Source organism: Paraburkholderia sp. A1BS-2L, from assembly GCF_051125205.1.
In the GTDB taxonomy this organism is placed as follows: Bacteria; Pseudomonadota; Gammaproteobacteria; order Burkholderiales; family Burkholderiaceae; genus Paraburkholderia.
This window is the reverse complement of record NZ_CP120428.1, coordinates 1,168,428-1,193,769: the sequence shown is the minus strand read 5'-3', so window position 1 is coordinate 1,193,769 and position 25,342 is coordinate 1,168,428. Positions and strand designations below refer to the sequence as shown.

The following is a 25,342-nucleotide window of genomic DNA, read 5'->3' as shown; positions in this document are numbered from 1 at the left end:
AATGTCCCGGCGCCCATGGCCGAGCCTCATGACGACGCCTCGCGAGCAGGCGCGGTGGGCGATGCGGCCGACATCGCGGCCAATATCGCGCCGGACATCGCGCCGGACATCGCGCCGCTATCGCGAGATCTCTTCGAGATCCACGGCCTGGCCGGCGAGTTGGACCACGCCGCCCCTGGCGTACCCGCCGCCCCTGCCAACGCGGCCGGCGATCAGCCTCCGCCCGACGCCCAGTGGAGCGCGGCTGCAGAACTAGCGCCCGTACCCATGAGGGTCCGCTACGACACACATTTCAGCCGGACTGCACGATATGGCGCCAATGATGTTCGCCGTGCAATCGCTTCGGTCAAGCGGCGCAGCCGCGTCGCGAGCCGCGGTGGCGGCGCCTGCGCGCGCCGCGACGCACCCTGCCCCCGAGGCAGTCAACGACCGGTTCGCAGTGCTGCGTGCGTCGTTCCCCGGGTTGGCCGCCTCGGCACACCCCGATAGCCGCACGGCACCGATGCCAGCCGACGTCATCGATCCGCTGGAGCGCCACGCGGCGAGCACCGCGCGGCCGTTGCCGATGGCGCAGGAGGATACCGCCGCAGCCCTCGTCGCGGCGTTCTTCGCGGGCGCAGGCATTGCGCCCCACGAGGCAGCGACAGCCGGGCTCGACACCGAGTTCATGTACGCCCTTGGCGGCGTGGCGCGCACGCTGCTCGCGAGGCGTAGCGGGTCGTTATAGCGGGACGGGCGAGGTCCACGAGAACCGATGTGCGAAAGGTCATAAAAGAGAATCGGCCACGAATGGCCGATTCTCGACAAAATATGTCCGGACTGTTCAGTCAAGACACATTACACTGCGCTTCATAACTCCTATACATGACCTTTTCATGCCATCGCCGCGCCGGGTTCTTCATGCCTGTATGAACCCCGCTCCCGACGCAGCGCCCGCGTGAAGCCTTTTCGCTTATCGACAATATGGAAACCAGTCTCGACAAGCGCGCCGCGCCTGCGTCCGCGCCCTCGGCGACGCCCGCCTCCAGCGTGCAGCGCACCGTGTACTCCGTGCTCGGCGCGATCAGCTTTTCGCATCTGCTCAACGACATGATCCAGTCGTTGATCCTGGCCATCTATCCGATGCTCAAGGACAACTTCTCGCTGTCGTTCACGCAGATCGGCCTCATTACGCTTACCTACCAGATCACGGCCTCGATGCTGCAGCCCCTCGTGGGCGTCTTCACCGACAAGCGCCCGATGCCGTACTCGCTGCCCGTCGGCATGGGCTTCACGCTGTGCGGCCTGCTGCTGATGTCGGTGGCGCCGAGCTTCCCCGTGCTGCTGGTCGCGGCGGCGCTGGTGGGCTGCGGCTCCTCGGTGTTCCATCCGGAATCGTCGCGCGTCGCGCGCATGGCTTCGGGCGGCCGCCACGGCCTCGCGCAGTCGCTGTTCCAGGTGGGCGGCAATGCGGGCACCTCGCTCGGGCCGCTGCTCGCCGCCGCGATCGTGATTCCGCACGGCCAGCGCAGCATTGCGTGGTTCTCGGTGGCGGCGCTCGTCGCAATGTTCGTGCTCACGCAGATCGGCCGCTGGTACAAGGCCCATCCGGCGATGAAGAAAAAGCGCGCCGAGGGTTCGCACGTCGCGCTTTCGCGTCGTCATGTGGCCGCCGCCATGGGCATTCTCGTGCTGCTGGTGTTCTCGAAGTACTTCTACCTCGCGAGCATCAACAGCTACTTCACGTTCTATCTGATCGACCGCTTCCACCTGACCGTACAGGCCGCGCAGATTCATCTGTTCATCTTCCTTGCGGCGGTGGCGGCCGGCACGATCATCGGCGGCCCGCTGGGCGACCGCATCGGCCGCAAGTACGTGATCTGGGGCTCGATCCTGGGTGTGGCGCCGTTCACGCTGCTGCTGCCCTATGCGAACCTGTTCTGGACCAGCGTGCTGACCGTGATCATCGGCGTGGTGCTCGCCTCGGCGTTCTCGGCGATCCTCGTCTATGCGCAGGAGCTGATTCCCGGCAAGGTGGGCATGGTCGCGGGGCTGTTCTTCGGCTTCGCGTTCGGCCTCGGCGGCATCGGCGCGGCGGTGCTCGGCCAGCTCGCCGACGCCACCAGCATCAGCTTCGTCTACAAGGTCTGCTCGTTCCTGCCGCTCATCGGCATCCTCACGGTGTTCCTGCCCGATGTGGAGGGCAAGCGCGCGAAGCAAGCGGCCTGAGAAGGCGCCTGAGCGCCGAAGCGCGCAATGCATGTACCACGGCCGTTTGTCCGCAGGGGCGCCGGCCGTTTTTCATTGCGGCAGTGCATGAAATGGCCCAAAGCCCTCGCCTTGGACACGCGGCGACTTCATACTAGGCTTCTTGAATCACGCCGCTGCCGCGCGGGAGGTCCGCCATGCAATTGTCCACGGTAGAGATTGTCAAGCCCGAAGCCACCAACTTCATCCTCGGGCAATCGCACTTCATCAAATCGGTCGAAGACCTGCACGAAGCACTCTATGGCGCGGTGCCCGGCATCCAGTTCGGCCTCGCGTTCTGCGAGGCCTCGGGCAAGCGTCTCGTGCGCCGCTCGGGCACCAGCGACGCGCTCATCGAGATGGCCACCGACAACGCGCTGCGTATCGCGGCAGGTCACAGTTTCATCGTGTTTCTCGGTGAGGGCTACTTCCCCGTCAACGTGCTCAATGCCGTGAAAGCCGTGCCCGAGGTCTGCCGCATTTTTTGCGCGACCGCCAATCCGACCGAAGTGCTGATCGCCGAGACCGACCAGGGGCGCGGCATTATCGGCGTGGTGGATGGCGAGCCGCCGCTTGGCGTCGAAACCGGGGAAGACGTGCGCTGGCGCCTCGACCTGCTGCGCGCGATCGGCTATAAGGCCTGAGCGCCGATGGCCGCGAGCCTGCTCACGGCCCGCGCGCTGCGCGACGCCATCGCCCAGCGCACGCGCCACGCGCTGCTATGCGGAGCGCTGCAGCCCATCGAAACCACGCTCACGCACATCGACGATGGCGGCGTGCGCTTTGTGGTTCGCGAGGTGTCGAGTCTCGCGCGCAAGGAGGCGGCGCGGCACGCGGGTGCGCCTTCGCAAGATGCGCTGCAAACGCCGACGCCGACGCCGCCGCCGCGACGCAACCCCTTTCTGCCCTATGACGAAGACCTGTGCGTCGGTGATCTTTCTTCGACGCACGTAGCACTGCTCAACAAATACAACGCGCTCGACGAGCATCTGCTGATCGTCACGCGCCGCTTCGCGCCCCAGGAAGCGCTGCTCGATCACGCCGATTTCGCAGCGCTGCTCGTCGTGCTGCGCGGTTACGATGCGCTGGCTTTTTACAACGGCGGCCCGGAAGCCGGCGCGAGCCAGCCACACAAGCATCTTCAGGCGGTGCCGCTGCCGCTCGACGTGCAAGGGGCATCGGTGCCAATCGAGACGCTGCTCGGCGCGGCTGCGCCCAACGAAAGCCGTGTGCCGGGGCTGCCTTTCGCGCACGCCTTCGCGCGGCTCGATCTGGACGGACATGCCGCTGATGAAATCGCGGATCAGGAAGCACAGCGCGCACTCGACGCCTACTGTGCGTTGTTACGCACGGCAGGCGTCGGCGCGGTTCACGTCGATGGCGTGCCGCATCAACGCACGCCCTACAACCTGCTCGTCACGCGCCGCTGGATGCTGGTCGTGCCGCGCGAAACGGAACGCGTCGCGGGCATCTCCGTGAACGCGCTCGGTTTCGCGGGCTCGCTGTTCGTGCGCGATGCGGAGCAATACGAAACGCTCGCGCGCATCGGGCCGATGACGGCGCTCGCGCGCGTCGCAAGACCAGATGCGCCGCCGGCGTCAGCCCACGCCTAGCCAGTCGCGCACGATGTCTTCGCGCTGCGCAAGCGCTCCTGGCGTGCCCTCGAACACGATGCGTCCATGCCCCATCACCGCGATGCGGTCCGCGAGCCCTGGTGCAAGTTCGAGGCGCTGCTCGATGAGCAGCACCGCAATGCCGCGTTCGCGCAGCGCGCGCAGGCACGCGCCGACGCGCGCGGCCATCTGCGCGGCAAGCCCCTCGGCGGGCTCGTCGACGATCAGGAGATCAGGATCGCCCACGAGTGCACGGGCCAGCGCGAGCATCTGCTGCTCGCCGCCCGAGAGCACGCCCGCGCGCGCGCTGCGGCGCTCGCGCAGGATCGGAAACAGCGCGCGAGCGTCGTCGATGGTGAAGCGCGTAGCGCCACGCTTCGCGAGACCGAGACGCAGGTTCTCGTCGACGCTCAGGGTCGGGAACACGTCGCGCTGCTCCGCGACATAGCCCAGGCCCAGCCGCGCGATCTCGAAGGTGCGCAGCGGCGCGAGATCCACGCCCGCGAAACGGCGCACACCCTCGGCTTCGACCATCGACATCAACGCCTTCGCGAGCGTCGAGCGCCCGGAGCCGTTGCGGCCCGCGAGCGCGACGATCTCCCCCGCGCCGATGCGCAGATCGACGCCATGCAGCACCTGGCTCGCGCCGTACCACGCGCGCAGATTCCCGACTTCGAGCAGCGCCGTCATGGCGAGCGCCTCCTCATGTATTCGGGGGCGTTGAAGCGGGCATTGAAGCGGACATCGAAATGCGCGCCCAGATAGGCGTCGCGCACGGCTGCATCGGTGCGAATCGCCTCGGGTGTTCCGGTCGCGATCACGCGCCCCTGCACCAGCACCGAAACGCGTTCGGCGAGGCCGAACACGGCATCCATGTCGTGCTCGATCAGCAACACCGTCTTGCCCGCCGTGGTCGCGCGGATCAGATCGACGGCGCGCGAAGCTTCGGCGCGATTCATGCCGGCGGTGGGCTCGTCGAGCAGCAGCGTGTGCGCGCCGCCAGCGAGCGCGAGACCCAGATCGAGCGCGCGTTGCTCGGCGTAGCTGAGCGCCGCGGCCTCGCGTTGCGCGGCGTGCGCGAGGCCCAGGGCGTCGAGCAGTTCGGCCACGCGTGCGTCGGCGCGCGCCGAGCCCAGCCAGCGCGCCGCGAGCCCCGCACCGCCGCGCAGCGACGCCAGTACCGCGCAGCGCAGGTTTTCGCGCACCGGCAGGCGCGCGAACACGCTCGTGGTCTGGAAGCTGCGCGCAAGGCCGCGCCGGGCGAGCACGGCGCTCGTCAGGCGCGTGACGTCCTCGCCGTGCAACACAATGCGTCCGGCACTCGCGCGCTGCTCACCCGCGATCAGACTGAACAGCGTGGACTTGCCTGCGCCATTGGGACCGATCAGCGCGTGGCGCTCGCCCTGGCGCACGTCGAGATCGACGCCGCGCAGCACGGCCGTCGCGCCAAAGCGTTTCTCGACGCCGATGAGTTGCAGCGCGGGCGTCATGCCGCCTCCTTGCGCCGGTCGAGCGTGTCGAGCCGCTCGTGCTGATCGAGCGCGCGCACGGCGTGCCGCGCGCGGCGCGCCGTCCAGAACGCCACGCCCGTCAACACGCCAATCGCCATGGCGAGCCCCCACGCCGCACGTGCCGAGAGCATGGCGAACCACGCGCCCGCAGCGTCGTCGCCAAAGCGCAGCGCATAGGCCCATTGCACCGCCAGCACAAGCGCCAGCGCGCCGCACGCAGCCGCGAGCACGGCCATCGTCCAGTACGCGCCGCATTGCCGCCAACCGTGCCGGGCGAGCGCTGCGCGCTGACGCGCGGCAAGACCCGCGAGCCCGTCCGGCGCCGCCAGCACCACGACGATGAAAAAGAGCCCCACGTACAGCATCCACGCCCGCGACATGCTCGCCACGCCCACGCTGAACGCGACCCACACCAGCGCGCCGAGCACCGGCCCGAAGAACGATGCAGTCCCGCCCGTCACGGTCGCGATCAGCACGGCCGCCGAGCGCATCATGTCGACGCTTTCGGCGGCAGCCAGTTCCACATTGATGAGCGTGAGCGTGCCGGCGACACCGGCGAAACCCGCCGCGAGCACGATCATTGCTGTTCGCACGCGCGCCGGCGACGCGCCGAGCGACGCGGCGCGCACCGGGTTGTCGCGCACCGCGTTGGCGAGACGCACGAACGGCGCGCGCGACAGCACGCGAATCACGACGCTTGCAACCAGGCACCAAGCGGCAATTACCCAGTACGCCTGACGATCCGGTCCGAAGGTCCAGCTTGCCGCGGCTCGCACCATTGACATGGCCGGCCCGCTGGCGCGGTCGATGGCAACGCCCGCCTCGCCGCCGAACCAGTCGGGCAGCGCCCACGCGGCAGCGGCAACGAGCTCGCCGAGCCCGAGCGTGATCATGGCGAACGCGGTGCCGGCGCGGCGCGCGGCGACGAGCGCGATCACTGCGCCGACCGCAGCGCCCGTCACACCGCCCACGAGCGGCAGCAGCGGCAACGGAATCGCGTAGTGATTGAAGACGTGTGCAGCGGCAAGCGCCCCGAGCCCCGCGGGCGCCGCGTGGCCGAATGACAGCAGCCCCGTTTCGCCGAGCAGGAGGTTGTACGAGAGCGCGAAGACGATCATCGTCGCCGTCTGGGCGAGGCAAGCGAGCAGCCAGCCCTGCGGCACGCCAGCGGGCGAAAGCCACGCGGAAACGAACGGCGGCAGGCCAAGCAGCACCGCGAGCGCAAGCCAGGGCGCGCAGTGGCGCCAACGCGCCGGCCGCTGGCCGGCCGTGTCCACTTCGGTGCGGGATTTATCGGCTTTCATGGCGCGTCACGCGTCCCCGCCACGCTGGCCGCGTTGGCCGAACAAGCCTTGCGGACGCACCGCGAGCATCGCGACCAGCAGCAGATACGGCAGCAGCGGCGCAATCTGCGCCAGCGTGAGCGCACGCCACGCGGGTGCGAGCGTCACCCCCAGATGTGCGGCCACGCCGCCCAGCGATACGTCGCTCGACACCGCGAAGGTTTGCAGCAGGCCTACCGCGAGCGCAGCGACGAACGCGCCGGAGAGCGACCCGAGCCCCCCCGTGACGACCACCACGAACACGATCGAGCCCATCGATTCGGCCATCGCCGGCTCGACCACGAAGAGCGGCGCGGCAACCACGCCCGCCAGCGCGGCAAGCGCGGTGCCGAGCGCGAACACCATTGTCTGCACGCGCGGCACATCGTGGCCAAGCGCTTCGACCGCCTCCCGATGCGTGAGCGCCGCGCGCACCACGAGGCCCGTGCGCGAGACGCGCAGTGCCGCGTGGATCGCGCCGAGCATCGCGATGGCCACGAGCATCGCAAACGCGCGATAGCGCGAGAAAGCCGCGCCGCCGAATCTGAAAAGCGCGCCGTCGAGCCATGCGGGCACGCTCGCCGCGAGCGGCTGCAAGCCCCAGACGAGCTTGACCAGTTCGCCGATCGCCAGGGCAGCGCCAAAGGTCAGCAACAGCGCATTGAGCGGATTGCCCATCGTGCCAGTGTTGGCCGGGTGCGCTCGGCGCAGCAGCGTGCGCTCGAACGCAGCGCCCGCGAAGCCGACGGCGAGCGGCGCGAGCACGAGCGCCCAGCCGAACCCGAGCGTCGCTCCAAGCGTGACGCCCAGATACGCCCCGAGCATGTAGAAGCTCGCATGCGCGAAGTTGAGCACGCCGAGCATGCTGAAGATCAGCGTGAGCCCGGCGGACAACATGAACAGCAGCAGGCCGTAGCTTGCGCCGTTGAGCATGTCGATCACGAAAGCCTGCACGGAGGACGCCTTTGGCGGTGTTGTTGTGTCGTGTGAAGGGCGCGTTCAGGCCGGCGGCGCGCCTGCGCCCTCGGCCACCAGCGGCGCGAGCGCGGCATGCAAGGCATCGGGCAGCGCGCTCACGGGACGGCGCGTAACGCGATCGACGTAGACGTGCACGAAATGTCCCTGCGCCGCAGGCGTGGACTCGCCTTCGCGAAAGAGCGCGACTTCATAGCGCACGCTCGACGAGCCGAGCCGCGCCACCCGCAGCCCCGCCTCCACACGCTCGGGGAACGCGAGCGGCGCGAAGTAGTTGCACTGCGTTTCGACCACCAGCCCGATGGTCGCGCCGTGTTCGATATCGAGGGCGTCCTGGCGAATCAGATACTCGTTCACGACCGTGTCGAAGTAGCTGTAGTAGACGACGTTGTTGACGTGGCCGTAGACGTCGTTGTCCATCCAGCGCGTGGTGATGGACAGGAAATGGCGATAGTCGGAACGCGCGATGGCAACGGGTCGGTTCATCGGAGGAGTCGATTCATCGGACAGGTGAGGTTCATCAAAGCCGGGAGTCGGGCAGCGTACCGGTGCGCGCTCACTGCCCGGGCCGCTCGACATATTCGAAAGGCAGGCCGCGCCGGCGCATCCAGTCGCCGAGCGCCGGGCCGGTGCCCGCACGCCATGGCCGCAGCTTCGCGGGCTCCACGAGCTGGTATTCGAGCAGCTCCGGCGAAAGCGCGATCACGCCCGCCGCCTTCACGTGATAAGCGATGATGAGCTCGTTCTTGCGGACGAATTCGTAGACACCCACGAGTTCGACGCTTTGCGCACGCAACCCGGTCTCTTCGAACACCTCGCGCGCGATGCCCTCCTCCGGCGTTTCGCCGTTTTCGAGGAAGCCGGTGATGAGCGCGAACATGCCCTCGGGCCAGGCCGCGTTGCGCGCGAGCAGAATGCGCCCCTCGTACTCGACGATGGCGGCCACGACAGGCAGCGGGTTGTTCCAATGGACATAGCCACAGGCGAGATCGGGACACGCAAGGCGCACGCGGCCGCCCTCATGCTCGGGATCGGCGCGTTCGGTGAGGCGCGACGCGCAACGCGGGCAAAACTGGTATTCGCTCATGAATCGGTCGGGATCGCAGGGTATGCGGCAGCCGTCCGGCGGGTCGCTCCGCAACGGCGCGCAATAGCAAAAAAACAGCACGAAACGGCTATTTTAGTGCGCCATCGAGGACGGCGTGCAGCGCCAATCCCTATCTCTGGCATCCCGGCAAGGGATGACGCCCTCCCTCACTCATCCTCCCTCACTCATCCTCACTCGCCCACGCGCACGCACGGCGCGCCACACAAGCCCCGCTGCGCCCGCGAGCAAGGCCAGCGCCGCGAGCCCGAGCGAAGGCGAGAACGAGCCCGTTGATGCCGCCAGCGGCGCGGCCACGAGCGGCCCCGCGATCTGTCCGATTCCGTACGCGCCGGTCGCGTAGCCCATGAGCGCGGCGGCATGCTCGCCGCGCAGCAGGCGCGCTTCGCGCATGGCGAACAACGTAATCGCCGTGAATGGCAGGCCGATCAGCACGCTGCCGAGCGAGAAGCCCACGGCGTTCGGCCAGACGATGCCGAGCGCGATGCCCAGCGACTGCAGCACATAGCAGGCGGCGAGAATGAGCCGGTTGTCCCAGCGCAGCGGCACGCGCGCCGCCGAAAGCGCGCCTACGATCAGCGCGACGCCGAACATCGGCCAGAACAGGTCGGGCCAAATGGAGCCCGGCAGCGCGTGGCGCGCGATCACGGGCAGGAAGGTCGCTGTGATGATGTAGCCGAAGCCCGGCACGCCGTAGAGGAGCACGAGCCAGAAGGCGTCGGTGCGCGACCCGTCGGCCGGGGCCGCCGGCGTGGCAGTTCGGGCCGGGGACAGGGGCGCGGCCGCCGCACCAGGCGGCTCGCTTGCATCGTCGCCGATCACCGGCCACACGAGCGCTGCGATCAGCGCGCAGATCAGCCCGAAGCCGATCCAGCCCGCCTGCGCGCCCAGGCCACCCGCCGCGCTCACCATCACCCCCGTCGCGACGATGCCGACTCCCGGCCCCGTGAAGATCACCCCGCCCCACGCGTTCGCGTCGAGTTGCGCGAGGCGCCGCAGGCCCCACTGCGACGCGAACACGAACGTCGCCGCGCTCACCGCGCCCGCCGCGAAGCGCACCATCGCCCAGATCCAGAACGAATGCGTCAGGCCCATCGCGACGATCAAAAGCGCCGTTGCCGCCAGCCCGGCGCGCACGATGCGCGTGGGCGCGAAGCGCAACGCCACGCACCCCACCGCGCCGACAAAATAGCCCGCGTAGTTGAGCGACGCCAGCCAGCCGCCATGGCGCAAATCCAGCGCGCCGCCATGCAGCATCAACGGCAGCAGCGGCGTGAACGCGAAGCGCCCGACGCCGAGCGCCACCGCCAGCACCGCCATGCAGGCGAGCGCGGCGCGCCGCGCGGCGTGCCGACGATGGGCCGGATGCGTGGGAAGCACGCGGGAGGCATCGGCGCGGGAAGCAATGTCGTTCATGATCGGCAGCGGCTCACTGGAGATGGCGGGGGCGTCGCACAGGACGCCGCTGTGAGCATCGTAGTCGCCGATAACGTTCACGAAAAATGAATTATGATGAACAGATCCATCCCCAGGAGAGAATCATGGATCTCGCCGCGCTCGCGATCTTTCGCGCCGTCGTCCGGGAAAACGGCGTGACGCGGGCCGCCGCCAAGCTCAACCGGGTTCAATCGAACGTCACCACGCGCATCAAACAGCTCGAAGACCAGCTCGGCACGCCGCTCTTCACGCGCGACGGTCGCCGCCTCGTGCTCACGCCCGCGGGCAAGAGACTGCTGCCCTACGCCGAGCGCCTGCTCGCGCTCGCCGACGAGGCGCGCCACGCCGTCAAGGCGGGCACGCCGAGCGGACGCCTGCGCCTCGGCACCATGGAAAGCATGGCGGCCACCCGCCTGCCGGGCATCCTCGCGCGCTACCACCAGAACTGGCCGGAGGTCACGCTCGAACTGGAGACCGGCACCACGGGCCACCTGATCGAGCGTCTGCGCGAGTTCGAGGTGGACGCCGCGCTGATCGCGATGCCGCTCGCCGGCCCGCCCGACGCCGAAACCTTCGACTACGTGCCCGTATACCGCGAGGAGCTGGTGATGATCACGCCGCGTGGCCACCGGCCGATCCGCCAGCCCGGCGACGTCGCGCTCTCGACGCTCGTGGCGTTCGAGCGCGGCTGCGCCTACCGCGACTATGTGGAGGCCTGGTATCTGGAGCACGGCATCCGGCCCACGCGCGTGCTGGAGCTCGGCTCGTATCACGCGATCGTCGCCTGCGTGGCGGCGGGTGCCGGCGTGGCGGTTGCGCCTCGCGCCGTGCTCGAACTGCAGCGCAACGCCGACGAAGTGGCGATTCACTCGTTCGGCAAGCTCGGCCAGGTCGATACACTGCTCGCGTGGCGGCGCGGGCACTTTTCGCCCGCGCTGGACGTCTTGAAGACCGCACTGCTGGCGCATGCGCAAAGCGAAGCGCGCGCTCGCGACGAGACGGCCAGGGCAGAGCGTTTGCCAACGAGCGCCTGAGCGCAACCGGAAGCGACCCAACCCCGCCTGCGGCGCGCACCCAAACAAAAAGGGCCGCCCTTACGGACAGCCCTCTTGCATTGATCCCATCGATCCCCGCGGCTTCCCAGCCGCGCGCGGGCGTTACAGCTTCGCTTCGACCCAGCCCTTCACACCCGCAAGCGCCGCCGGCAGGTTAGCAGGCTCGGTGCCGCCGGCCTGCGCCATATCCGGACGGCCGCCGCCCTTGCCGCCCACCTGCTGGGCCACGAAGTTCACGAGCTCGCCGGCCTTGACCTTCTTGCTGGCCTCGGCGGTCACGCCCGCGATCAGGCTGACCTTGCCGCCGTCGACGGCCGCCAGCACGATCGCCGCGTTCTTGAGCTTGTCCTTGAGCTTGTCCACCGTCTCGCGCAGCGTCTTCGAGTCCGCGCCTTCGAGCGTGGCGGCCAGCACGTGCACGCCGTTCACTTCGATGGCCTGGCCCGCGAGCTCGTCGCCCTGGCTCGACGCCAGCTTCGACTTGAGCGCGCCCAGTTCCTTCTCGAGCGACTTCACCTGATCCTGGACCTGCGCGATACGCTGCGTGAGTTCCGAAGGCTGCGCCTTCAGAGCCGCCGCCGCCGCGTTCACGCGCGCGTCGAGTTCCTGCACGAAACGCACGGCGTTGTCGCCCGTGATCGCTTCCACGCGGCGGATGCCTGCCGCCACGCCGCCTTCCATCACGATCTTGAAGAGGCCGATGTCGCCGCTGCGGTTCACGTGCGTGCCGCCGCACAGCTCGCGCGAGAAGCCGAGGTCGAGCACGCGCACTTCGTCGCCGTACTTCTCGCCGAAAAGCGCCATCGCGCCGCCCTTCACGGCTTCGTCGTAAGGCAGCACGCGCACGATGCCGGGCGCGTTCGCGAGCACTTCCGCATTGACGATTTCTTCGACGCGGCGAATCTGCTCGTCGGTCATCGGCGCGTTGTGCGCGAAGTCGAAGCGGGTTTTATCCGCATCGACGAGCGAGCCCTTTTGCTGCACGTGCTGGCCCAGCACCTCGCGCAGCGCCTTGTGCATCAGGTGCGTGGCCGAGTGGTTGCGCGCCGTGCGGGCGCGGCGGATGGCGTCGATTTCCGCCTTCACGATGTCGCCCACCTTGAGCGTGCCCTGCTCGAGCATGCCGTGGTGGCCGCTCACGTCGGCCTGGACCTTGAGCGTGTCCGCCACCGCGAAGCGCACGCTCGCGTTCGAGATCACGCCCTGGTCGCCCACCTGGCCGCCCGATTCCGCGTAGAACGGCGTGTGGTCGAGCACGACCACGGCGTCCTGGCCCGCCTTCACTTCGTTGACCGAAGCGCCATCCACGTAGAGCGCGACGACCTTCGCGTCGTCGAAGACGATTTCCTCGTAGCCGTGGAACGTGGTCTTCGCGCCCGAGTATTCGAGGCCCTGCGCCATCTTGAACTTGCCCGCCGCGCGCGCCTGCTCGCGCTGACGCGCCATGGCGTCGTCGAAGGCCGGTTCGTCGACCGTGACGTTGCGCTCGCGGCAAACGTCCGCCGTCAAATCGAGCGGAAAGCCGTAGGTGTCGTGCAGCTTGAAGGCGAGTTCGCCGTCGAGCGTCTTGCCACCCTTGGCTTCGAGGTCGGCCAGCGCGGCTTCGAGAATCGACATGCCGTGCTCGATGGTCTCGAAGAAGCGCTCTTCTTCCTGGCGCAGCACATCGGTCACGCGCTGCTGCGCTTCCTTCAGTTCCGGATAGGCCGCACCCATCTCCACGACGAGGTCGTTCACGAGCTTGTGGAAGAAGCCGGTCTTGCGGCCGAGCTTGTAGCCATGTCGGATCGCGCGGCGCACGATGCGGCGCAGCACGTAGCCGCGGCCTTCGTTGCCCGGAATCACGCCGTCGACGATCAGGAACGAGCACGCGCGGATGTGGTCCGCGATCACCTTCAGCGAGTTGTTCGTGAGGTCGGCGGTGCCGGTCTCGCGGCCAGCGGCCTTGATCAGGTTCTGGAACAGGTCGATCTCATAGTTGCTGTGCACGTGCTGCAGCACGGCGGCGAGTCGCTCCAGCCCCATGCCCGTGTCGACGCACTGCTTGGGCAGCGGCGTCATGTTGCCCTGGGCGTCGCGGTTGAACTGCATGAACACGAGATTCCAGATCTCGATGAAGCGGTCGCCGTCTTCTTCAGGAGACCCCGGGGGGCCGCCCCACACTTCCGGGCCGTGGTCGTAGAACACTTCCGAGCACGGGCCGCAGGGGCCGGTATCGGCCATCTGCCAGAAGTTGTCGGAGGCGTAGCGCGCGCCCTTGTTGTCGCCGATGCGGATGATGCGCTCCACCGGCACGCCCACTTCCTTCGCCCAGATGTCGAAGGCTTCGTCGTCTTCCTTGTAGACGGTGACCGTGAGCTTCTCGGCCGGCAGGCCGTAGACCTTGGTCAGCAGTTCCCAGCAGTAGTGAATCGCATCGCGCTTGAAGTAGTCGCCGAACGAGAAGTTGCCGAGCATCTCGAAGAACGTATGGTGGCGCGCGGTGTAGCCGACGTTCTCGAGGTCGTTGTGCTTGCCGCCCGCGCGCACGCTGCGCTGCGCCGTCGTGGCGCGCGAGTACGGACGCGATTCGGTGCCGAGGAACACGTCCTTGAACTGCACCATGCCCGAGTTGGTGAACAGCAACGTGGGGTCGTTGCCCGGCACGAGGCTCGACGAGCGCACGATCGTGTGGCCCTTCGACTCGAAGAACTTGAGGAATTTCTCGCGGATTTCGGCGGCTTTCATGGCGTGCTGTATTTACCTTCGGGGCGTTCAGTGCTGAATCTTGTGAAGTCGTCGAAGCCCGCGCATGGACCTGGAATGCTCCCGGATGCGCGCGGAATCGGCGATGCTGAATCGGACGATTATACGGGATCGCCGTGCGCTCGCGGCGGCGCGCTCCGCAGTGTGCACGGGCGAGACAGCGTGCCGGCATGCTGGTCCGTCTCGCCTGCCATGTTCCGCATAGCGGAACTTTGTACCGAAAAACAACATCTTCGCGGGCAGATCGCTTAAGATGCCCGAATCGGCCGCCACGCTGCCCGCATGGGCGGCCCCGGGCCACAGAACGACATTGGAAGACATAGCATGGGCGCTCTCAGTCATATCCGCGTACTCGACCTCACCCGCGTCCTTGCCGGACCATGGTGCGCGCAGACCCTCGCCGACTTCGGCGCCGACGTGATCAAGGTGGAGCGCCCGGGCGCCGGCGACGACACGCGCCATTGGGGGCCGCCGTACCTGAAGACGCCGGACGGCCAGGACACCGCCGAAGCCGCCTACTATCTCGCGCCGAACCGCAACAAGCGCTCGGTGACGCTCGACATCGCGACGCCCGAGGGCCAGCGCATCGTGCGCGAGCTCGCGGCGCAAAGCGATGTCGTATTGGAGAACTACAAGGTCGGGCAGCTCAAGAAGTACGGGCTCGACTACGAGTCGCTGCGCGCCGTGAAGCCCGACCTCATCTACTGCTCGGTGACCGGCTTCGGTCAGACCGGGCCCTACGCTCCGCGCGCGGGCTACGACTTCATCGTGCAGGGCATGGGCGGCTTCATGAGCATCACGGGCGAGCGCGACAGCCTGCCGGGCGGCGGCCCGCAGAAGGCGGGCGTGGCGATCGCCGATCTCATGACCGGCATGTACGCGACCATCGCCGTGCTCACGGCGCTCGCGCACCGCGACCGCACGGGCGCCGGCCAGTACATCGACATGGCGCTGCTCGACGTGCAGGTGGCCATGCTCGCGAACATGAACACGAACTACCTCGCGAGCGGCACGCCGCCGGCGCGCTGGGGCAACGCGCATCCGAACATCGTGCCCTATCAGGCGTTCCAGACGAGCGACAGCTGGATCATTCTCGCGGTGGGCAACGACGGGCAGTTCCGCAAGTTCGTCGAGATCGCGGGCCGCCCCGAGCTCGCCGACGACGAGCGCTTCGCGACCAATCCCGCGCGCGTGCGCAATCGCGACACGCTGGTGCCGATCGTCGCCGATCTGATTCGCACGCGCAGCAAGGCCGACTGGATCAGCGCGCTCGAAGGCGCGGGCGTGCCGTGCGGGCCGATCAACAACCTCGCGGAAGTGTTCGAGAACGAGCAGGTGGTCGCGCGCGGCATGCAGGTCGATGTGCCGCACCCCTCGGGCGCGACGGCGCGGCTCGTGCGCAACCCCATCCGCATGAGTGAGACGCCGCCCACCGTGACGAGCCATCCGCCGACGCTGGGCGAGCACACCGTGCAGGTGCTGCGCGACGTGCTCGGGTATAGCGAGGAGCAGGTGGCGGCTCTGCGCGGCAAGGGCGTGGCCTGAAGCGCGGGTGGCGAGGTGGGGATCAAGCCGCCCCGCCCTTGCGCATCGACATCAGCCATCCGAAGCTGTGCGCCGCCAGCAGCACGCAGCTCGCGCCCGCCGGATCGGCATTCAAGGTGACCTCGAGCGTGCGACACCAAGCGTTGCAATCCGGATGCATCCGGTCGGGCATGCGCACTCGCTCGAACCCCGCGTGTGCGGCCTCCCAGCGCCTTTGCCCATGCCCCGACCCCGAGTTCAGATAGCCCGGCAGCACCCGCGCCCGCGGTTCGTTCATCGTCACTTTTCCTTTTGTCCTTGCGAGACTTCGCAGCGGCCCGCGCAACGCGCCGGCGCGACGCCCGCGAGCCGGGACTGGCAGGCCCCACCTCGTCAGGTAGAATGGAAGACACACTGGGCGCCGGGTTGCGACTTTCCTTATGTACCGCGCCCTCGAACGACTTCCCTTTTCGCATGAATACCGAACGTAAAGACGCCGACCGCACGGACGCGCCTGCGGCATCCAATTTCATCCGCAACATCATCGACGACGACAACCGCTCGGGCAAGTGGGCACAGCGCGTGGAAACGCGCTTCCCGCCGGAGCCGAATGGATATCTGCACATCGGCCACGCGAAGAGCATCTGCCTGAACTTCGGCGTCGCGAAGAGCTATGGCGGCGTGTGCCATCTGCGTTTCGACGACACCAATCCTGAAAAGGAAAGCGTCGAGTACGTCAACTCGATCATCGACGCAGTCAAGTGGCTCGGCTTCGAGTGGAAGAAGGCCAACGACGACCGCGACTACCTCTTCTACGCGAGCGACTACTACGACAAGCTCTACGAATTCGCCGAGCTGCTGATCCAGCGCGGCCGCGCCTACGTGGACAGCCAGTCGCCGGAAGAGATGCGCGCGAACCGCGGCTCGGCCACCGAAGCCGGCAAGAACTCGCCGTTCCGCGACCGCTCCGTCGACGAAAACCTCGACCTGTTTCGCCGCATGAAGGCGGGCGAGTTCGAGGAAGGCGCGCACGTGTTGCGCGCGAAAATCGACATGGCGTCGCCGAACTTCAACATGCGCGATCCGGTGATCTACCGCATCCGCTTCGCGCATCACTACCGCACCGGCGACAAATGGTGCGTGTATCCGATGTACGACTACACGCACTGCATCTCGGACGCGCTCGAGAACATCACGCACTCGCTGTGCACGCTCGAGTTCGAAGATCATCGGCCGCTCTACGACTGGGTGCTCAACGAACTCGCCGATGCCGGCGTCTTCACGCGCCCGCTGCCCCAGCAAATCGAGTTCTCGCGCCTGAACCTCACCTACGCGATCACCAGCAAGCGCAAGCTGCTGCAACTCGTGAACGAAGGCCACGTGGACGGCTGGGACGACCCGCGCATGCCCACCATCGTCGGCGTGCGCCGGCGCGGCTTCACGCCTGAAGCGATCCATCTGTTCTGCGAGCGCATCGGCGTGACCAAGGTGGATTCGTGGATCGACATGAGCATTCTCGAAGGCGCGCTGCGCGACGATCTCGACGAAAAAGCGCCGCGCACCGTGGCCGTGCTCGACCCCGTCAAGCTCATCATCGACAACTATCCGGAAGGCCAGAGCGAGGACTGCACGGCGCCCGTGCATCCGCATCATCCGGAGCGCGGCCTGCGCACGTTCCCGATCTCGCGCGAACTGTGGATCGAGCGCGAGGACTTCAACGAGACGCCGCCCAAGGGCTACTTCCGCCTGTTCCCGGGCAACAAGGTGCGCCTGCGCTACGGCTTCGTGATCGAATGCACGGGCGCGGACAAGGACGAGAATGGCAATGTAATCGCCGTGCACTGCAACTACTTCCCGGACAGCAAGTCGGGCACCGACGGCGCGAACAACTACAAGGTGAAGGGCAACATCCACTGGGTGAGCGCGGCGCATGCGTGCCCGGCGGAAGTGCGTCTGTACGATCGCCTGTTCCGCGAAGAGCAGCCCGACGCGGGCGGCCGCGACTACCTCGACGCGCTCAACCCGAATTCCAAGCGCGTGGTGCAAGCGTATCTGGAGCCGGGCGCGCGCGACGCGGCGCCGGAAGACCGCTATCAGTTCGAGCGCCATGGCTACTTCGTCGCCGACCGCTACGACTCGAAGCCGGGTGCGCCGGTGTTCAACCGCATCGTCGGCCTGCGCGACAGCTGGGGCAAGTAAGCCAGCACGCAAAAGCGGCTGGAGGCTGTGCCGCTTCAGCACCAGATGCAAAAAACCCGCACGTTCATCACGTGCGGGCTTTTTATTTGGCTGGTCGCATCAAGCCGATAACCGCATGGGTCATTCATTCAAAGCCGGCCATGCAACTCCGCGAGCGAGAGCGTCGTGCCGAAGAGCCGCGCGAGACTGCGGCTCGCGTACTGGTCCACGTCGACGGGCGCGACCCATGCCCAGGCGTCCATCTCGGGAATCATCACGCCGTCGTGACGACGCGGGAAAAGCGATACGCAGTGGCATTGCGACAGATCGAGTTCACCCGCTTCGGCACGCGCGGCGAACAGATGCAGATCCTTGTCGCGCCGATACACGAAGCGCCCGAGATCGACGAGCCGCGACGCGTCGATCGCAATGCCGGTCTCCTCGACCATTTCACGCAATGCGCTTTGCGCCTCGGTCTCGCCGGGCTCGCCCTGCCCCTTCGGAATGTCCCAGTGACCAGTGCCGGTCGCGTGCGCAAGCAGCACGCGGCCGGTCGGGTCGAGCAGCACGATGCCGCACGAGACGGTCTTGTCGTTCACTGCGTGTCAGTGCTTCTTCTGATAGACCCAGGCGCCGCTGCCGACACGGCAGTATTGCGGGCGCAGCGTCATCGACTGCCCCTTCGCGGTCACGACCACTTCCGAGTCGCGGCAGGTCTTGTCGCCATCCTTCCGGGTCTTGTTCGGCGTAATGGTAGCGCCGATCTTCACGGGGTTGCGCAGACCATCGTTGTTCCAGTTGGAGGTTTCGCCGTCCGCCTTGTTCGCGACCGAATCGCGCACCGCGCTGGCGAGCGACTTGTAGTCCGCCTGCGTCATCCAGCTAGCCGGCGTGTCATTGAGGAAACCCAGATTGGCAGCCTGCGCGGCCGAACCCGCCGAAAGCAGCAATACGGCGGCAAGGCCGGACAGAATACGGGGCGATTTCAGCATTGAGCGTTCTCCCTGAGCAGAAAATGAGGGGAAAAATAATGAACGAATTTTCGGGGACGAATTAAAGCCAAGCGCCATTAGCAGGCAAAGGTTAATTGCGGAAAAGGATAACACGCGCCCCAATTTTTACCTGCCCGGTGCGGCGAAGCCACGGCACGCCTCGCCCGGCGCAATGGTCAGTTCTCGAATTGATTCCGCAAGCGTTTCGGATTGATCCGATAGCGATTCAGGCAAGCGGCGCATAAGCTTTGCCCATCAATCACTTACGCACCGCCAGGCCTTTTCTGTCATGACTTACGCCATTGCCCTACGGATCTTTGCCGCAATGCTGTCTTTGCTAGCCATCGGGCTTATGGCCATGATCGCCCAGCACACGCACAAGCCGCAGCCTGAGTCGAACGCGCCGCACTTCGCCATTCACCCCGGCCACGCGCCGCGCTGGCCTGAAACCATGTTGCGCGGCGGCGTCCTGTGCCTGCTCGCCTCGTTCGTCGTACTTCACAGCCACTTGCATCCTGATCGCGGACACCTGATCCGCCGCACGATACCTGCTCAATGAGCCGACGGCTGCCAGCGTCGGTGAGCGTACCCAGCAGTGCCACCACCTCCTTGATCTCGGCATCGAAAAATGCCGGCGCATCGCCGGGCTTGCGATCGAACGGCGTAATGAACGGGCAATGGCGGGTGCGGGGAAGCCAGGACAGGCCGCCTTAAAATTGTTTCCCAAACAGAATCCTCTGGATCTGACCCACAGAAAACGCCAGCTGTTTGAGCAAAAATCGGGCTGCCTGGTGGTTACACGGCCCGTAGATAGCAAAAAGCCCGGTCAGAAAAACCGGGCTAAGCGCTTGAATTCATTGGCGCGACAGGAGGGGCTCGAACCCCCGACCCTCGGCTTAGAAGGCCGATGCTCTATCCAGCTGAGCTACTGTCGCGTGAGTGGCCTGCAAGGCAACGCGCCGCAGGCGCGGCGCAGACGGGCGTGGATTATACCTCGTTCGGCCCGTACCGGCCCTGCCCGATTACGGTGCCGCGCCGCCCACAGCAGCGCGGCACCGGCACAGGCAAACCATCAAAGCGGCTGCGGATGCGTCACGAACCAGCCGAGGAAGATCGCGCCCGCGATTACGCAGTACAAGCCGAACGAAGCGAGGCGGCCGCGCCCTTCGAAATAGCGCATCAGGAACTTCACGCTCAGCCATGCGGCGATACCGGTCAGCACGCCCCCCACCAGGGCCGTCACCAGTTGGTCGTGCGCATGAAAGAGCTTTGGCAGTTCGAGCACGCCTGCCGCGAAAATAATCGGCGTGCCGAGCAGGAACGAGAACTCGGCGGCCTTCTCGGTCGTGAGGCCCGCGGCGTTGCCGGCGATCATCGTCAGGCCGCTGCGCGAGAAACCGGGAATCAGCGCTCCGATCTGCGCGAGGCCAACGAGAAATGCCTGGCGAAACGAGAGCTTCTCGGGCGGGCGATGTGTGCGCGCACGCTGCAACCGGTCGCCGAACCACAGCAGCACGCCGTTCACCATCAGCGCCGCGGCAACGATCCGCAGATCATGAAAGATCGCTTCGATGCGCTTTTCGAGCAAGAGACCCACGAGGCCGGTCGGAATCGTGCCGATGATGAGCGCCCACATCATATGGCCGTCATCGTTCTTGCGGCCCCCAAGTGAAGCGAAAAAACCGCTGATGAGCGCGATCCAGCGCTCGCGGAAATACCAGAGCAAAGCAATCGCCGTACCGAGGTGCAGCGCGACGAGGAACGGCAGAAGTTGCGGAGCGTGCTTGTCGATATGCATGCCGAAAAGCGCCGGCACGAGCAAGGTATGGCCAAGACTGCTGACCGGGAAAAGCTCCGTGACACCTTGCAGCACGCTAAGAAATAGCAGAAACGAGAGACTCACGCGGGGATCCTCGAGATGGTTGGACAGAGTGCCGGACCATCGCGGGGACGGCGCGGCAAGGCGCACCGATTATGCCGGGGCCGTATTGCAGCGCCAAGCATCGAGACTCATTTGTCTGAAAAGTTACCGCGCCGCAACAAAATTGTGCGGAGAAAAATCGGATTCGCGTAACAAAAAATGGGGGGATTCGAGCGCGAACAACCCTGCAGGTAGCCCGTTCGCGAGATAGAAGAGGTGAACTGAAAGTCAGCGCGAAGAACAACGAAAGAATATCGAAAGCGTCGAGACCTGTTGCTCAGGTCGAGTGATCGATCAGCGGGCGACCTTATAGAAAAAGTACGCGCTGCTGCCGATAAACAGGCTGAACAGTCCCATTCCCATCGCCATGGCGAGATCCATTTTGGCGCCCTCCTTCTTCGTTTCTTCGTTGCTGTGTGCGCAAACGCACGGTTCAGGGCGATTATGGGCTTGCCCAAGCTTGCGCAACACTCACGATTTCCCGACGAGGGTTTTCACGCATCCGAAAGCGGCGCACAATCCCCGGGCGCGTCAAACACCGACGCAGGCCCGGCTTTGAGCTCATCTCGCCGTTGCCCTCTCCCTCTTTTCGACTCGACGCCCGCCAATGGAATCAAGCCCTCAGCACGACATTCTCGAACTCACCCACGGCGCCTCGACACTGCGTCTGGCACCGTGGGCCGGCGCGCGGCTGCTGTCGTGGCACGTCGACGGCAAGCCGATCATCCGCTGGCCCGACAATGCGAACTGGGATCAGCCGGCGCGCCTACGTGGTGGCAATCCGCTGCTCTTCCCGTTTCTCGGACGCCATTTCGTCGATGGCCAGATCGGCCGCTGGTGCGACGCCCAAGGCGTCGTGCGCGATCTGCCGACTCACGGCTTCGCGCGAGATCTCCCGTTCACCGCCCAGGTCGACGCCGCCAGGCGCGGCGTGACCATGACATTGGTGGACTCTGCGGCCACGCATAGCGGCTACCCGTTCGCATTTCGCTTCGAAGCTGCCTACCGGCTCATCGACGATCACACACTCGATGTCGAACTCACCGCGACGAACACCGGCGATGCGCCCATGCCCTGGTATGCGGGCCATCACTTCTACTTCGAGTTGCCGCACGAGCAGCGCGCACAGAGCACGCTCGACGTACCGCCGACACAGCGCCGCCATCAGTTGCCCGATGGATCGATCAGCGCGCCGGAGCCCGGCGAGCCACAGTATCAGCTTGATGATGCGCGCATTCAGGACCGCTTTCACGTGCTCGAGCCGTCAGCGACGGCGCGGCCGGTACGCCTGGTTGCGCCCGGACTCAAGCATGCGGTCACGTTCGACCTCGACCGGCCGGGCTCGCTTCCCTGGTACGCGGTGACGACCTGGACCGAAGCGGCCGAGTCCGACTTTTACTGCGTCGAACCATGGCTTGGCCTGCCCGATGCCATTCACAATGGCCTCGGCCTGCGCTGGCTTGCAGCGGGCACCACCGAAACCGCCGCCTTGCGCTTGCGTTTCGAGCCGCTCGACTGATATGCCGCGCGTTGTCGTCACACGACCTTTGATGAGCGGACACACCGGTCGATTCGTCAGTGGAAAAACGCAGGCGCGGCGCCAAATTCGCTAGAATTGAACGTTTTGCCGGAACGGCACCTCTCCCGAGGCGAACCGCCGGCAGCGTCTTGCGAGGTTCAACGTTGGCAAAGGGATTTAGACGTTTTGCATGCGCAGCGCTCGTTGCGCTGCTCGCGGCCTGCGGATCTGCGCCGGTCGGCCCCGGGTTCTACCGCGTGGAGCGCGGCGACACAGTCAGCAAAATCGCGCGCAGTAACCGCCAGTCGGTTTCGAATATCGTGCGCTGGAACAATCTGCAGAACCCCGACGCGATCGAAGTCGGCCAGGTGCTGCGCGTCTCGCCCCCGGGCGGCGCGTCGGCGAGTGCCCAGCGCACCGCCCCGCGGCCGGATGCTGCGGACAGCGCGAGCACAACGGCTGCGCCCGCTTCGTCCATTTCGCTTATTTGGCCAACCACGGGTCAAATCGCCCGCAACTTCGACGGACGCGACTCCAAGGGCATCGACATGGTCAACAGCGCCGGCACGCCCATCGTCGCCGCTGCACCGGGCACCGTCGTGTATGCCGGCAATGGCCTGCGCGGCTACGGCAACCTGCTGATCATCAAGCACGATGGCGAATACCTCACTGCCTACGCGCACAATCAGGCGTTGCTCGTGAAGGAAGGCGAAACCGTGGCGCAAGGGCAAAAGATCGCCGAAATGGGCAATAGCGACAGCGATCGCGTCATGCTGCATTTCGAACTGCGCTATCAGGGACGCTCGATCGATCCGGCTCGCGATTTGCCGCCGCGCTAACTAGTTTTGGTAAAAAAAAGCCCGGCATGGTGCCGGGCTAACGGGGGTTTGGCGCATATCGGCAAAGGACCGGTTTACCATGCGCCGAATGGCAATCTATCAACGTGCCTCTGACGGCGCAATCACTTAATTAGATCGAAAATGTGTCGCGGCGCACGGATTATGTGTCGCATCAATTTCGGATGAAGATTAGGGCCGCGGCCGCTACCGGATTCGCGCACAAATATGCGCATTGCAGCGCGCTATGCATGACCACCTGAAAATGCCGAAAAGGCTTGTTGGACGGGCGCGACGGCATGCCATCAGGTGCACTGGAGAGGCATCGCCTGCTGCATTATCCCGCACTGCAATACTGCACATCGAAGCCGCTTGCTCACCTCGCCATTTGGTGTGCGAACGCACAAATAAATGCAATTATTTGCGTGAGTGGAATTTTTGAAACACCGAATTTCGGCTTCGAAATTTCCGCCTTTTCTCAGACATTTTGTTTATCCGGCTGTTAGCAGTTTTGTCCGATTAATTATCACCAGTCGAATTTTCTATATGCTTTTCTACTGCGAATTCGGGCATCCGACTATTCCGCGTGTGTGAAGCGCGCGTGGGCCCGATCTTCCGTTCTCGGCCCCGTGTCAGCCAGCAGGCCGCCCATTCGCAACCTATCGTTTATAGTAACGCCCGCAACTCAATGCCCAAGACCATGACTACCGACGCCACAATTCCCCACGACGACGCCCCTAGCCCGCTTTACGCCAAGTTGCTCGGCGAGACCGCCAAGATCGACTGGCAGGATCTCGAACGATTCTTCGCGCAAGGCAAACTGCTCGCGGTCGCTAGCGACCTCGACCTCGTGAGCATCGCCGAAGCCATCGCAAGCGACAACAGCGCGCAAGTGACGCAATGGCTCTCCGCCGGCATCATCGAACGCATGCAGGCTTCGACCGCCGCCGACTACGCCGAGCGCAAGCCCGAACTCTGGGCCGTTGTGGTTTCTCCATGGATCTGTGTGCAGGAACGCCGCAGTTGAGCGAGAATCTGGCACTTCCGACGCGCGGTGGCTGGCATCGGCGCGTGTTGGTGCTGGCCTTTCCGATCGTCCTTGCGAATCTCACCCAGCCCATTCTTGGCGCCGTCGATACGGTTGTCGCCGGCCATCTGGGCAGTGCCGCCGATCTCGGCGGCGTCGCGCTAGGGGGCCTCTTTTTCAACTGTGTGTTCTGGGGCTTCGGTTTCCTGCGCATGGGCACCACCGGGCTCATCGCCCAGGCTTTCGGCGCCGACGATCAGCCCGGGCTGCGCGCAAATGTCGTGCGCGCGTTGCTGCTCGCCTTCGGCATCGGCGCGTTGATCTTGCTGATACGGGCGCCCCTGATCCGCGATGTCCTCGAACTGATCGGCGGCAGCGCCGAAGTCCAGCGCAATGCACGGCTATACTGCCATGCCCGCATCGGTTCAGCGCCGTTTGCGCTGGCAAACTACGTCGTGCTCGGCTATCTGCTTGGCACACAGCGCGTACGTATCGCCCTGGTCTCGCAGGTGCTCATCAACGTCGTCAATGTGATTGCCGTGCTTGCCTACGTCTATGGATTCGGCTGGGGCATTGCGGGGATTGGCGCAGCGACGGCCACCGCCGACACGATGGGCTTCGCGTTCGGCGCTGCCGTGCTGTGGCAACTGCGGCCGCGCGATCTCGCGCCGCTGGCTTGGCGCACGATCGTCGAACCTGCTGCACTCAAGCGTCTCGTGGCGATCAATCGCGACATCTTTCTGCGCACGATGTGCCTGCTGGGATCGTTCGGCTGGTTCTCGCACGTCGGCGCCAGGCAAGGCGATGTGATTCTTGCCGCCAACGCCTTACTGCTCAATTTCCAGACTTTCATGGCATACGGGCTCGACGGCTTCGCTCACGCCACCGAAGCGCTCGTGGGCGCGGCGATCGGCGCACGTGACCGCGACGCTTTCCGGCAAGCGGTCAAGGTGAACCTGTTCTGGGCGGTGCTGGGTGCGCTCGGGTTTTCGGCGGCCTACTGGGGCGCCGGTATATGGATCATCACGCAATTAACCGATCAACCCGCCGTGCGCGCAGCCGCGCAAACCTTTCTGCCATGGGCGGCGCTGTCCCCAGTCATTTCCGTGTGGGGGTTCCTGCTCGACGGCGTTTTCATCGGCGCCACGCGCACTCGCGAGTTAATGCAGGCCATGGCTGCCTCGCTGCTTGTTTTTGTCATCGCCTCGTGGGCGCTTGTTGGGCTGTTCGGCAATCACGGACTCTGGATGGCGTTGCTGATCTTCATGGCAGCACGTGGCTTGACCCTATCCCCTTTACTGCCCCGGATCACTAGCGCAATTCAGGGTCCCAAAGTGCAACAAGCGCCCTAAGGCG

General features: G+C 65.8%; 25 protein-coding genes and 1 tRNA gene. 12 read left to right on the top strand and 14 right to left on the bottom strand.

From position 1 onward, the window contains the following. The first annotated feature begins 319 nt into the window (after positions 1-319). From P5W98_RS05380 to P5W98_RS05365, 4 genes are all read left to right on the top strand, one after another. Complete coding sequence (locus P5W98_RS05380; RefSeq protein WP_434715446.1) at positions 320-727, top strand: hypothetical protein; 408 nt, start codon at positions 320-322, stop codon at positions 725-727. 236 nt (positions 728-963) lie between these two features. Next, on the top strand, positions 964-2,208 hold the full coding sequence (locus tag P5W98_RS05375; protein WP_421023606.1) for an MFS transporter: 1,245 nt from the start codon (positions 964-966) through the stop codon (positions 2,206-2,208). 176 nt (positions 2,209-2,384) lie between these two features. Continuing rightward, the gene (locus P5W98_RS05370) at positions 2,385-2,870 is read left to right on the top strand and encodes an adenosine-specific kinase (protein WP_421023605.1); all 486 of its coding nucleotides are present in this window, start codon (positions 2,385-2,387) and stop codon (positions 2,868-2,870) included. A 6-nt stretch (positions 2,871-2,876) separates the two neighbouring features. Then, on the top strand, positions 2,877-3,839 hold the full coding sequence (locus P5W98_RS05365) for an ATP adenylyltransferase family protein (RefSeq protein ID WP_434718436.1): 963 nt from the start codon (positions 2,877-2,879) through the stop codon (positions 3,837-3,839). Here P5W98_RS05365 and P5W98_RS05360 read toward each other — a convergent pair. The 7 genes from P5W98_RS05360 to P5W98_RS05330 form a co-directional block, all read right to left on the bottom strand. Then, positions 3,825-4,529 carry an ABC transporter ATP-binding protein gene (locus P5W98_RS05360; RefSeq protein ID WP_434718435.1) on the bottom strand — a complete coding sequence of 235 codons (705 nt, stop codon included), beginning with the start codon at positions 4,527-4,529 and terminating at the stop codon, positions 3,825-3,827. The two genes, P5W98_RS05365 and P5W98_RS05360, sit on opposite strands and share 15 nt — an antisense overlap. Then, positions 4,526-5,329: an ABC transporter ATP-binding protein gene (locus P5W98_RS05355; RefSeq protein WP_421023602.1), complete on the bottom strand. Its 804-nt coding sequence runs from the start codon at positions 5,327-5,329 to the stop codon at positions 4,526-4,528. Before P5W98_RS05355 ends, P5W98_RS05360 begins: the two co-directional genes overlap by 4 nt. Beyond that, the gene (locus tag P5W98_RS05350) at positions 5,326-6,654 is read right to left on the bottom strand and encodes a branched-chain amino acid ABC transporter permease (RefSeq protein ID WP_434718434.1); all 1,329 of its coding nucleotides are present in this window, start codon (positions 6,652-6,654) and stop codon (positions 5,326-5,328) included. The genes P5W98_RS05355 and P5W98_RS05350 overlap by 4 nt, the downstream gene beginning before the upstream one ends. Positions 6,655-6,660: 6 nt before the next feature. Further along, complete coding sequence (locus P5W98_RS05345) at positions 6,661-7,626, bottom strand: branched-chain amino acid ABC transporter permease (RefSeq protein ID WP_421023600.1); 966 nt, start codon at positions 7,624-7,626, stop codon at positions 6,661-6,663. Positions 7,627-7,671: 45 nt separating this feature from the next. Next, positions 7,672-8,133 (bottom strand): acyl-CoA thioesterase, encoded by a 462-nt coding sequence (locus P5W98_RS05340; protein ID WP_421023599.1) that lies wholly within the window; start codon positions 8,131-8,133, stop codon positions 7,672-7,674. Between the two features lie 70 nt (positions 8,134-8,203). After that, positions 8,204-8,734: an NUDIX domain-containing protein gene (locus P5W98_RS05335; protein ID WP_421023598.1), complete on the bottom strand. Its 531-nt coding sequence runs from the start codon at positions 8,732-8,734 to the stop codon at positions 8,204-8,206. A gap of 171 nt (positions 8,735-8,905) precedes the next feature. After that, positions 8,906-10,168 (bottom strand): YbfB/YjiJ family MFS transporter, encoded by a 1,263-nt coding sequence (locus tag P5W98_RS05330; protein WP_434718511.1) that lies wholly within the window; start codon positions 10,166-10,168, stop codon positions 8,906-8,908. 125 nt (positions 10,169-10,293) lie between these two features. On the opposite strand from P5W98_RS05330, the gene P5W98_RS05325 reads away from it, so the two are divergent. Beyond that, positions 10,294-11,223 (top strand): LysR substrate-binding domain-containing protein, encoded by a 930-nt coding sequence (locus P5W98_RS05325; RefSeq protein ID WP_421023597.1) that lies wholly within the window; start codon positions 10,294-10,296, stop codon positions 11,221-11,223. A gap of 123 nt (positions 11,224-11,346) precedes the next feature. Here P5W98_RS05325 and alaS read toward each other — a convergent pair whose 3' ends face one another. Further along, the gene (gene alaS / locus P5W98_RS05320; protein ID WP_434718433.1) at positions 11,347-13,971 is read right to left on the bottom strand and encodes an alanine--tRNA ligase; all 2,625 of its coding nucleotides are present in this window, start codon (positions 13,969-13,971) and stop codon (positions 11,347-11,349) included. A 342-nt stretch (positions 13,972-14,313) separates the two neighbouring features. Here alaS and P5W98_RS05315 point away from each other — a divergent pair, with 342 nt between their 5' ends. After that, the gene (locus P5W98_RS05315; RefSeq protein ID WP_421044058.1) at positions 14,314-15,534 is read left to right on the top strand and encodes a CaiB/BaiF CoA transferase family protein; all 1,221 of its coding nucleotides are present in this window, start codon (positions 14,314-14,316) and stop codon (positions 15,532-15,534) included. A gap of 22 nt (positions 15,535-15,556) precedes the next feature. Here the strand turns inward: P5W98_RS05315 and P5W98_RS05310 are convergent, their stop codons facing one another. Then, positions 15,557-15,811, bottom strand: a complete 255-nt coding sequence (locus P5W98_RS05310) for an alpha/beta hydrolase (protein WP_434718432.1) — start codon at positions 15,809-15,811, stop codon at positions 15,557-15,559. Positions 15,812-15,987: 176 nt separating this feature from the next. Here P5W98_RS05310 and P5W98_RS05305 point away from each other — a divergent pair, with 176 nt between their 5' ends. Further along, entirely contained in the window at positions 15,988-17,712 is a 1,725-nt protein-coding gene (locus tag P5W98_RS05305; protein ID WP_421023593.1) for a glutamine--tRNA ligase/YqeY domain fusion protein, read from the top strand. A 128-nt stretch (positions 17,713-17,840) separates the two neighbouring features. On the opposite strand, the gene P5W98_RS05300 is transcribed toward P5W98_RS05305, so the two are convergent. Beyond that, a complete protein-coding gene (locus P5W98_RS05300; RefSeq protein ID WP_421023592.1) occupies positions 17,841-18,290 on the bottom strand; it encodes an NUDIX hydrolase in 450 nt (149 codons plus the stop codon). Positions 18,291-18,296: 6 nt separating this feature from the next. Then, positions 18,297-18,683 (bottom strand): hypothetical protein, encoded by a 387-nt coding sequence (locus tag P5W98_RS05295; RefSeq protein WP_421023591.1) that lies wholly within the window; start codon positions 18,681-18,683, stop codon positions 18,297-18,299. Positions 18,684-18,972: 289 nt separating this feature from the next. Between P5W98_RS05295 and P5W98_RS05290 the strand changes: the two genes are divergently transcribed. Beyond that, positions 18,973-19,242, top strand: a complete 270-nt coding sequence (locus P5W98_RS05290; protein WP_421023590.1) for a hypothetical protein — start codon at positions 18,973-18,975, stop codon at positions 19,240-19,242. A 299-nt stretch (positions 19,243-19,541) separates the two neighbouring features. Here the strand turns inward: P5W98_RS05290 and P5W98_RS05285 are convergent. The 3 genes from P5W98_RS05285 to P5W98_RS05275 all read right to left on the bottom strand — a co-directional run bounded on the left by P5W98_RS05285 (position 19,542) and on the right by P5W98_RS05275 (position 21,075). Beyond that, positions 19,542-19,618 (bottom strand) — tRNA-Arg (locus P5W98_RS05285). 137 nt (positions 19,619-19,755) lie between these two features. Then, positions 19,756-20,586 (bottom strand): undecaprenyl-diphosphate phosphatase, encoded by an 831-nt coding sequence (locus P5W98_RS05280; RefSeq protein WP_421023589.1) that lies wholly within the window; start codon positions 20,584-20,586, stop codon positions 19,756-19,758. Between the two features lie 312 nt (positions 20,587-20,898). Then, positions 20,899-21,075, bottom strand: a complete 177-nt coding sequence (locus P5W98_RS05275; RefSeq protein ID WP_421023588.1) for a hypothetical protein — start codon at positions 21,073-21,075, stop codon at positions 20,899-20,901. A gap of 136 nt (positions 21,076-21,211) precedes the next feature. Here P5W98_RS05275 and P5W98_RS05270 point away from each other — a divergent pair, with 136 nt between their 5' ends. The 4 genes from P5W98_RS05270 (at position 21,212) to P5W98_RS05255 (ending at position 25,338) form a co-directional block, all read left to right on the top strand. Next, positions 21,212-22,123, top strand: a complete 912-nt coding sequence (locus P5W98_RS05270) for an aldose epimerase (protein WP_434718431.1) — start codon at positions 21,212-21,214, stop codon at positions 22,121-22,123. A gap of 164 nt (positions 22,124-22,287) precedes the next feature. Next, positions 22,288-22,962, top strand: coding sequence for a peptidoglycan DD-metalloendopeptidase family protein (locus tag P5W98_RS05265; RefSeq protein WP_421023586.1), 675 nt, complete (start codon positions 22,288-22,290; stop codon positions 22,960-22,962). Between the two features lie 697 nt (positions 22,963-23,659). Continuing rightward, on the top strand, positions 23,660-23,986 hold the full coding sequence (locus tag P5W98_RS05260) for a DUF2288 domain-containing protein (protein ID WP_434718430.1): 327 nt from the start codon (positions 23,660-23,662) through the stop codon (positions 23,984-23,986). Further along, a complete protein-coding gene (locus P5W98_RS05255) occupies positions 23,956-25,338 on the top strand; it encodes an MATE family efflux transporter (RefSeq protein WP_434718429.1) in 1,383 nt (460 codons plus the stop codon). Before P5W98_RS05260 ends, P5W98_RS05255 begins: the two co-directional genes overlap by 31 nt. Positions 25,339-25,342: the final 4 nt, after the last annotated feature.